Source organism: Protofrankia sp. Cas3, from assembly GCF_963555955.1.
Taxonomy (GTDB): Bacteria; Actinomycetota; Actinomycetes; order Frankiales; family Frankiaceae; genus Protofrankia.
The window spans coordinates 23,285-31,762 of sequence record NZ_CAUVXP010000003.1; the positions used below are offsets into that span (position 1 = coordinate 23,285).

At 70.0% G+C, this 8,478-nt stretch carries 7 protein-coding genes; 6 read left to right on the forward strand and 1 reads right to left on the reverse strand.

From position 1 onward, the window contains the following. Positions 1-5 precede the first annotated feature (5 nt). The 4 genes from U9983_RS01165 (at position 6) to U9983_RS01180 (ending at position 4,180) form a co-directional block, all read left to right on the forward strand. Positions 6-1,268, forward strand: a complete 1,263-nt coding sequence (locus U9983_RS01165; RefSeq protein WP_416211240.1) for a glycosyltransferase family 4 protein — start codon at positions 6-8, stop codon at positions 1,266-1,268. Beyond that, on the forward strand, positions 1,265-2,467 hold the full coding sequence (locus U9983_RS01170) for a glycosyltransferase (protein WP_322752239.1): 1,203 nt from the start codon (positions 1,265-1,267) through the stop codon (positions 2,465-2,467). The genes U9983_RS01165 and U9983_RS01170 overlap by 4 nt, the downstream gene beginning before the upstream one ends. Beyond that, complete coding sequence (locus tag U9983_RS01175; protein WP_322752240.1) at positions 2,415-3,332, forward strand: SGNH/GDSL hydrolase family protein; 918 nt, start codon at positions 2,415-2,417, stop codon at positions 3,330-3,332. The genes U9983_RS01170 and U9983_RS01175 overlap by 53 nt, the downstream gene beginning before the upstream one ends. A gap of 62 nt (positions 3,333-3,394) precedes the next feature. Then, entirely contained in the window at positions 3,395-4,180 is a 786-nt protein-coding gene (locus U9983_RS01180; RefSeq protein ID WP_322752241.1) for a hypothetical protein, read from the forward strand. Between the two features lie 75 nt (positions 4,181-4,255). Here the strand turns inward: U9983_RS01180 and ftsH are convergent, their stop codons facing one another. Then, positions 4,256-6,232 (reverse strand): ATP-dependent zinc metalloprotease FtsH, encoded by a 1,977-nt coding sequence (gene ftsH / locus U9983_RS01185; RefSeq protein WP_322752242.1) that lies wholly within the window; start codon positions 6,230-6,232, stop codon positions 4,256-4,258. Positions 6,233-6,840: 608 nt separating this feature from the next. Between ftsH and U9983_RS01190 the strand changes: the two genes are divergently transcribed. Both U9983_RS01190 and U9983_RS01195 read left to right on the forward strand, forming a co-directional pair. Next, a complete protein-coding gene (locus U9983_RS01190) occupies positions 6,841-7,272 on the forward strand; it encodes a DUF3099 domain-containing protein (protein ID WP_322752243.1) in 432 nt (143 codons plus the stop codon). A gap of 9 nt (positions 7,273-7,281) precedes the next feature. Then, positions 7,282-8,463 carry a CaiB/BaiF CoA-transferase family protein gene (locus U9983_RS01195; RefSeq protein ID WP_322752244.1) on the forward strand — a complete coding sequence of 394 codons (1,182 nt, stop codon included), beginning with the start codon at positions 7,282-7,284 and terminating at the stop codon, positions 8,461-8,463. Positions 8,464-8,478: the final 15 nt, after the last annotated feature.

An 8,478-nucleotide genomic window follows, 5' to 3' on the forward strand; every position in this document is an offset into this window, starting at 1 on the left:
GTGTCGTGCGCGTAGCAGTGATCACAGAGTCGTTCCTGCCGCACGTGGACGGGGTGACGAACTCGGTCTGCCGTGTGCTCGAACATCTGCAGGATCGCGGGCACGAAGCGCTCGTCATCGCCCCCGCAGCGGGAACTCAGGTACCAGCTGCCGACCCCGACGTCTACGCCGGGGCACGGGTACTGCGTGCACCCTCTGTTCCAATGCCAGGATATCCGACCTTCCGGGTCGCCACTCCGTGGCCCCGGCTGGTCGGTGTTCTGGCGGAATTCCGACCCGATGTCGTGCACCTGGCCGCACCGGCGGGGCTGGGCGCGCAGTCCGCCTTCGCAGCCTGGCGGCTGGGGCTGCCGAGCGTCGCCGTCTACCAGACCGACTTCGCCGGCTTCGCCGCTCGTTACGGGCTGGGCCAGGCCGAACGCACCATCTGGCGATGGGTGGCGACCGTCCACCGGCTGGCCGGGCGGACGCTCGCGCCGTCGTGGCCGGCCGTCGACATGCTGCTGAGCCAGGGCGTCCACCGGATCGCCCGGTGGGCACGTGGGGTCGACCTGGAGCGGTTCAACCCGTGCCATCGGGACGCCGCCCTGCGCCACCGGCTCGCCCCTGATGGTGAGCTACTGATCGGATACGTCGGCCGGCTCGCCCGGGAGAAGCGGGTGCATCTGCTCAGCGCGGTGCAGGATTTCCCCGGGGTCCGGCTGGTCATCGTTGGTGACGGGCCGATGCGGCCGACTCTGGAACGTCAGCTGCACCGGGCGACCTTTCTCGGTTTCCAGTCCGGCCGGGAGTTGTCCGCGATCGTGGCGAGTCTCGACATGTTCGTCCACACCGGTTCCCATGAGACGTTCTGCCAGGCCGCGCAGGAGGCCAAGGCCAGCGGCGTCCCGGTGGTCGCTCCGGCTGCCGGCGGCCTGCTCGACGTGGTCGACGACGGCCACACAGGCCTGCACTTCACACCGGACTCCCCGTCGGCGTTGGCCGATCGGGTCGCCACCCTCGTCGCCGACGGTGAGCGGCGGGTGGCAATGGGCGCCGCCGCCCGGCGTTCGGTCGCCGGCTGCGGCTGGAGCGCGATCGGGGACGAGCTCATCGGCCACTATCACGACGTCCGCGGTTTCGGGGTGGCGCAGGCGCGGGTCGGCGCTCTGCGTTCGCGGACCGTCCTCGTTCGTCGGGCACAGCTCCACCGCGCCGCTGTCGACCGCTATGTGCGAGACAGTGGGCGGGACGGCGCTTACCATAACGATGACGGGAGTATCCGGTGAAAATCGTTCAGGCCGCCAACTTCGTCGCACCGCGGTCCGGTGGTATCCGCACGACAATGCGTCATCTCGCCGCCGGCTATACGGCGGCCGGTCATGAGGTCATCCAGGTCCTGCCCGGGGAATGCGACAGCGTCCGCTACACCCCCGAGGCCAGGGTGGTGACCATGCGGGCACCGCTGGTGCCCGGCACGGACTACCGGGTCCTGACCGACCCGTGGCGGGTCATCCGCCATCTCGACGCCGCCGCACCCGACCGCATCGAGGTGCACGACCGGGCGTCGCTACGGCCCCTGGGTCGCTGGGCCAGCCGTGCCGGTGTCCGGTCCCTCGTCGTCAGCCACGAACGCCTCGACCGGCTGCTGAACCTGTGGACGCCCCGGTCGCTGCGCGGGGTGCTGCCGGTCCGCTCCGCGGCGGACCGGTCCAATGCCGCGCTCGCGCGAACCTTCGACACGGTGGTCGCCACCACCGCGTGGGCCGGGAGCGAGTTCGTCCGCATCGGCGCAACGAATCTGTGCCAGATCCCTCTGGGTGTCGATCTCGAGCGTTTCCGCCCCGACCGTTACGACAGTGCGCTGCGCCGGGCGTTCGCCCGCGACAGCGAGGTTCTCCTGGTGAACGTCGGCCGGCTGTCGCCGGAAAAGCGGGGGGACACGGCTGTGGACGCGCTGGCGGAGCTCGTCCGCCGCGGGGTGCCCAGCCGGCTGGTGATCGCTGGTGACGGTCCGAGCCGGGGGCGCCTCACCCGGCGCGCGAGCGGTCTTCCGGTCATCTTCCTCGGCTATGTCGCCGATCGTGATCGTCTGGCCACCCTGCTCGCCTCTGCGGACGCCATACTTGCACCAGGGCCGGTGGAGACGTTCGGCCTGGCTGCGCTGGAGGCCATGGCGAGCGGTACCCCGGTGGTCGTCCATCACAGCAGCGCTCTGGCGGAGCTCGTCACGCCGGGAAGCGGGATCGTCGCGGCGGGCAGCGGCTGGACCTTCGCGGACGGCGTCGAAGAATTAGTCGCCCTCGACGGGCCCACCCGTCGGCGAGTGGCCCGGGCCCGCGCTGAGCGGTTCCCGTGGAGCGTCACCATCGACGGTTTCCTCGCCGCCCACGGCCTGTCCTCGATGTCCGGTCATGACGCGTTCGGCGGTGCCGATGACCATCGCGGTGCCGGTGACCATCGCGGTGGCGCGACCCGAGCGGCCTGACGTCACGGTGAACGGGATCTGCTTCGTCGCGCTCGGTGACAGCATCACGGCCGGGCTCGGTGACGGTGTCAGCATGGGCCGGTACCGCAGGGCACATGCTGACCGGGCCCTCGCCGGCCGGGGCTGGGCCGCCGCCCTGGCCGCATCCCTGGCCCCGGCCGACCAGGTGCGGTTCGCGAACCTCGCGACCACCGGTGCGACCACCAAGGACGTCCGTGACTCCCAGATCCCCGTCGCCCGCACGCTGCGTCCGCAGATCGTGAGCATGATTGCGGGAATGAACGACATAATGTCCCCGGGATTCGATCCGCTGCGCCTGCGGCACAACCTCGTGTGGGGCGTCCGGGACCTGCGGGCCGACGGCATCTGGGTACTGATGGCACGGTTGCACGACCCGGGACGTCTGCTGCGGCTACCCGGCCCGGCCCGGCGTCTGCTCACAACCCGGGTCGGGCAGCTCAACGCGGCCGTTGACGCCGCGGCCGCGGCAGATCCCGGTGTGCTGGTGGTCGACCTGGCGCGTCATCCCGATATCTATCAGCTGTCGACCTTCGACGTGGACCGGGTCCATCCGGGACCTCGCGGCCACCAGCTCATCGCCCGTGCCTTCGCCGAGGCTCTGTGCGAAGCCGGTATTCCGCTGCTGGCGCTGCCGAAGATGGGACCGCCGACCGCGGCGCCCACCCGGCTTGCGCACGCCCGTTGGATGGCGCAGGTGGGCGTGCCGTGGCTGCTGGCCCGTCCGGCCGCGCCCATCCGCCGGCGTGCCGAGCGGATCCGGGCCGAGCGCGGGCAGTCGTCGCCGGCGTCCGGCTGGAGCATCTCGGCCACGACCAGCTCGTTGCCAACTGTCGACCGCATGTGACGCCCAGCAATCTAGGCCCGGATCGTCGCAGGACAGGGCCATCATTCCCTAACGTAGGCATCGTGATTTGCGGCCAAGCTGCCTCGCCTCGCTCGGGGGCACTCACCGGATGGGGTAATGCGTGGCTCGCTGGGCTCGTCAGCACCGACGAGGCGATCGCCCAGATCCGGGAGGGCTCCGGTGGGCCTGACGCCCCGCACACTGTTGACGGCCAGGGACTTGCGTTGGGGCTCGGCTGGTTGCGGACCGTCGGTACCCGGCGCCTGCGGCTCGTTCTGCCGGTGCCCGGCGATGTCAGCGGTCTGCCGGGGCCGGCGGCCACCAACCGGGAAGCCCTCGCCGCCGGCGAGGCGATCGTCGTGCTCGGCCCCACTCCGCCGCTGGTCCTGGTGCCCTCGGTGACAGCGCACGGTCCAGCGGTCGAGGGCGGTCTGGAGTCGGTGCACTGGCACTCGGCGACCGGCGCCCACCTGCCACCGCCGCCCTCGCCGCTGCGCGCCGCGGAGCACGAGCTCAACGAGGCCATCCGGACCGCAACCGCCGCGCTGCTCAACCTCGACCGGGCGAAGGCCGGCCCCGCGGTGCTCTCGGTGCTCCGTGAACGCCACACCGACGAACCGGTTCCGCTGCTCGCACCCGGCTACCCACCGTCCGCCCACGCGCTGCTCGCGCAGGCCGTGCGGATCGCGAGCCTGATCGACCTCGCGGCACGCGACGACGGCGCGGCGGTCACCGCCGAGGAGATCGACCGGCGGTCGACCACGCTGCGCGCGTTGTCCGCCGCGGTCCGTCGCGCCTGCGAATCAGCCTACGACGCCTTCGACCCCTCACAGTCGATGGCCAGGTAGCAGCCGGGCCCTGGTAGCAGCTGGGCCCCGGTAGCAGCGGGCCCGATCGGACCGGTACCGGCGTTCACAACGGAATTATTCCTTGCCCAGCGACGCCGACCGGGACACCTGCGAGGACTGCGGGGACCGGTCGGCGTCGCTGTCCGCATACACCGGGGCGTGGTCACGCAGGACGTCGTCGAGCACGCCGCCGTCGACGGTCTCCCGTTCCAACAGGATGCCGGTGAGCGCGTCCAGCGCGCCGCGGTGGGCCCGCAGCAGCGTCATGGCGTGGTCCTCGGCCTCCCGCAGGAGCCTGGCCACCTCCGAGTCGACGATTCGCTGGGTCTCCTCCGAGTACGGTCTGGAGACCAACTCCTCGCCGCCGAGGTACTGGGGGTTGCCCGAGGCGTAACCCACCGGTCCCAGCACCGGGGACAGGCCGAACTCGCGCACCATCCGGGTGGCAAGCGTCGTGGCGCCGGCCAGGTCGTTGGCGGCCCCGGTCGAACCCTGGCCGAAGACGACCAGCTCCGCGGCCCGCCCGCCGAGGCGCACGGCGAGCGAGGCATACAGGTAGCTCTCGGTATAGAGATGCCGTTCGTCCTCAGGCAACTGCTGGGTGGCACCGAGCGCCATCCCTGCCGGCAGGATTGTGATCTTCGCCACCGGGTCGGCGTGCGGCGAGAGCGCCGCCACCAGCGCATGCCCGGACTCGTGGACGGCCACCGACTGCTTTTCTTCGGGCAGCAGCACGTTGGTGGCGTCGCGCCGGCCCAGGATGATCCTGTCCCGGGCGGCGTCGAAGTCCTTCGCGGTCAGCACGCTGCGCCTTTCCCGCACGGCATGGATCGCGGCCTCGTTGACCAGGTTGGCCAGATCCGCGCCGGAGAAGCCGGGGGTGGCCCGGGCGACCACGGTCAGGTCCACCTCCGGGCTGAACCGCTTGCCCTGACAGTGCACCTTGAGGATCTCCGCCCGTTCCCGTTGGGCCGGTAGCGGCACGGTGACCTGCCGGTCGAACCGTCCAGGCCGCAGCAGCGCCGGGTCGAGGGTCTCGGGCCGATTGGTCGCGGCGAGGACGACCACGCCCTCGGCCGGGTCGAACCCGTCCATCTCGGCGAGGAGCTGGTTGAGGGTCTGCTCACGTTCATCGTGACCGCCGCCGATGAGCCCTGAGCCTCGCTTGCCCCCGATCGCGTCGATCTCATCGATGAAGATGATGGACGGTGCCCGCTTGCGTGCCTCGTTGAACAGGTCCCGGACTCGGGAGGCACCGACCCCGACGAACATCTCGACGAACCCGGAGCCACTCACCGACAGGAAGGGCACCTCGGCCTCACCGGCGACCGCCCGGGCGAGCAGCGTCTTGCCGGTGCCGGGCGGCCCGACCATGAGCACCCCACCTGGGCCCTTCGCCCCGGCCTGCCGGTACCGCTCGGGATTACGCAGGAAGTCGATGACCTCACTGACCTCTTGTTTCGCACCCTCGTAGCCGGCCACGTCGGCGAATCGGGTGGTCGGGCGTTCAGCATCGATGATCTTCGTTCGGGATCGACCGATGCCGCCGAGCCCGCCCGCCAGCGACCGTTGCGCCGCCCGGCCGGTCCAGAGGAAGAACGCCACCAGCAGAAGAAGCGGCAGGAAGCTCAGCACGATCGACAGGAAGGACGTGCCGGAGCGGGTCGCCTTGACGTCGACCTTCTTGGCCTGCAGCTGGGTGAGGACTCCCTGGGTATCGAGCGCGGTGGGGACCTGCGAGGTGAACCCGGTGCCGTCCTTGAGAGTGCCGGTGACCGCACCCTTGTCGTTGATCGTGATGTTGCTTACCGTACCGGCGTCCACCTGCTGGGTGAGCTGGGTGAAGCTGTAGGCGGTCGCCTGCTTCGCGAACATGCTCGGGGCGAACAACAGGGCCACGGTGATGATGATGCCGATGGGCAGCAGCCAGCGGCGCCAGGTCGGAGGCGGGGTGGGCGCGGGCTTCGGTGGAGTCTCGCGAGGAGGCCCGGAACGCGCCGAGGTCGACAGATGACGCCGGGCGCTTCGGTGGGATCCTTTGCTGGAGATCATTTTTTGGTGCTCCTACCTGTATTGCCCCTGTGGTGCCGCCCAGGCGAACATCAGCGGAAGCCGGTGGCTCCCTGTTGCATCCGTCACAGACGATCGATACCCGTTTCAACGCACGAGCCCTCCGATCGGCGTCGTGGTCATCCTCACCGCGGTGTCGGGAATCAACTGGGCACCGGGTCCGTCATGACGCCCGGCCACGCAGGTACCCGGTGCCCGGCATACTTTGCCGGGCGCTCTGTGGGAACGATGTGAATCTGGTGTTGTGGCAGGAGCATCAGATTCACATCGTTCAGAGCGCTTGGCAGGAGCAGCGTGGATCAAGAAGTGGGGCTGGGGCGGGTAGATCGCGAGGTGCGTGCCCCAGCCCCGCGACGTCGCGTCCCCGTTGCCGGGCGCTCGTAGTCGGACTTTCGCGGGCGATGCGGGGCCCGGGCGCGCACACTGAACAGGCCTGGAGGCTTGGAGGTGCCGGGCGCTCTTCGTCTGACCGCCCGTTCGCGGCGCCGTCGGCGCCGGTCTGCGAGGCCGGACGCATCGGTTGGTCACAGGGACGTGAGCGGTCACAGGGACGTGAATGGTCGCAGGGAGCAGTCGTAAGGGGTGCGTCGGTGCGGATCAGGCGGAACAGCGACACCACTTTGATCACTCGTGCGGCCCTGTCGCGCCCGGAGGAGATCCAACGCCGTCAGCGACGCTACGTGATTTCGATGCTGTTCCGCACCGTGTGCCTCATCCTTGCCGTGGTTGCGCTGCGCGACTGGGCGCGCTTCGTCGCCATCGCAATCGCCATCGTCCTACCGTGGTTGGCAGTGGTATTCGCTAACGGCGGTCCACCGATGGAGAAGGACGCACCGTCGCTGGTCACTCCACGACAGCCGCCGGCCGCTGCCCCACCGCCGGCACTGGGGCACGCCCATCACGAGGTTGTCGACGGTGACGTCGTGGACGTCGTGGACGTCGTGGACGTCGTGGACGTCGTGGACGGCGATCGGGCCTCCGGCGGCGCGGAAAAACATGATCGCGCCGCCTTCGGCCGATAGTGTGAGGGCGTGCTGCCGCTGCAAGGTGTAACCGTCGTCAGCCTGGAACACGCGGTGGCCCTGCCGTTCGCCACCCGTCATCTGGCTGACCTCGGCGCCCGGGTGGTGAAGGTCGAACGGCCGGGGTCCGGAGACTTCGCCCGGGCCTACGACGCGGCGGTGCGGGGTGGGATGTCGGCCCACTTCGCCTGGCTGAACAGATCAAAACAGTCACTGACCGTCGACATCAAGGCTCCCGAAGGCCGCGCGGTGCTCACCCGGCTGGTGAGCCGTGCGGATGTGGTGGCACAGAACCTGGCGCCGGGCGCTGCGGCCCGGCTGGGCCTCGACGCGGCCACGCTGGCTGCGGGGAATCCGAGGCTCGTGGCCGTTGATCTCTCCGGCTACGGCGCGCAAGGCCCCTATGCGCACAAGCGCGCCTACGACATGCTCATCCAGGCTGAGACCGCGCTGATCTCCGCGACGGGCACGGACGAGCACCCCGCGAAGGCGGGGTTCGCCGCGGGTGACGTGTCCGCGGGAACCTACGTCGTCCAGGCGGTACTGGCGGCGTTACTACGCCGCGAGCGTTCCGGCGTCGGCGCCGCTGTCGAGATCACGATGATCGACGCCCTTGCCGAGTGGATGGGGTACTCACTACAGACCGTCGAACACACCGGCGTCGAACCGCCACGGCTGGGCATCGGCCACCCGTCGATCGCGCCCTACGAGGCGTTCACGACAGCAGACGGTGACCGTCTGCTGATCGGCGTCCAGAACGATCGTGAGTGGGCCCGGCTGGCAACCGACGTGCTGGCCCGGCCGGAGGCGGCTGTCGCCGACGATTTCGCCACCAACCAGGCCAGGGTGCGTAACCGGGCGCGCACCGAGGCGCTGGTCGCGGACGCCGTCGTGGCGCTGAGCACGACCGAGACCGAGGCCCGACTGGACGCCGCCGGCATCGCCCATGCTCGCCTCAATACCGTCCGCGGATTGCTCGATCACCCTCAGTTGGCGGCGCGGAACCGGTGGACCTCGGTTGACTCACCGGTGGGACCGGTCCGCCAACTGCGCCCGGTGGTTGCTTTTCCCGGTGAGGAGGCTCCGATGGGACCGCTGCCCGCACTCGGAGCAGACACCGACGTCATCCTCGCCGAGCTCGGCTACGGTGCGCCGGAGATCGCCCGGCTCCGGACGAGTGGAGTCATATGAGCCGTATGAGTCATA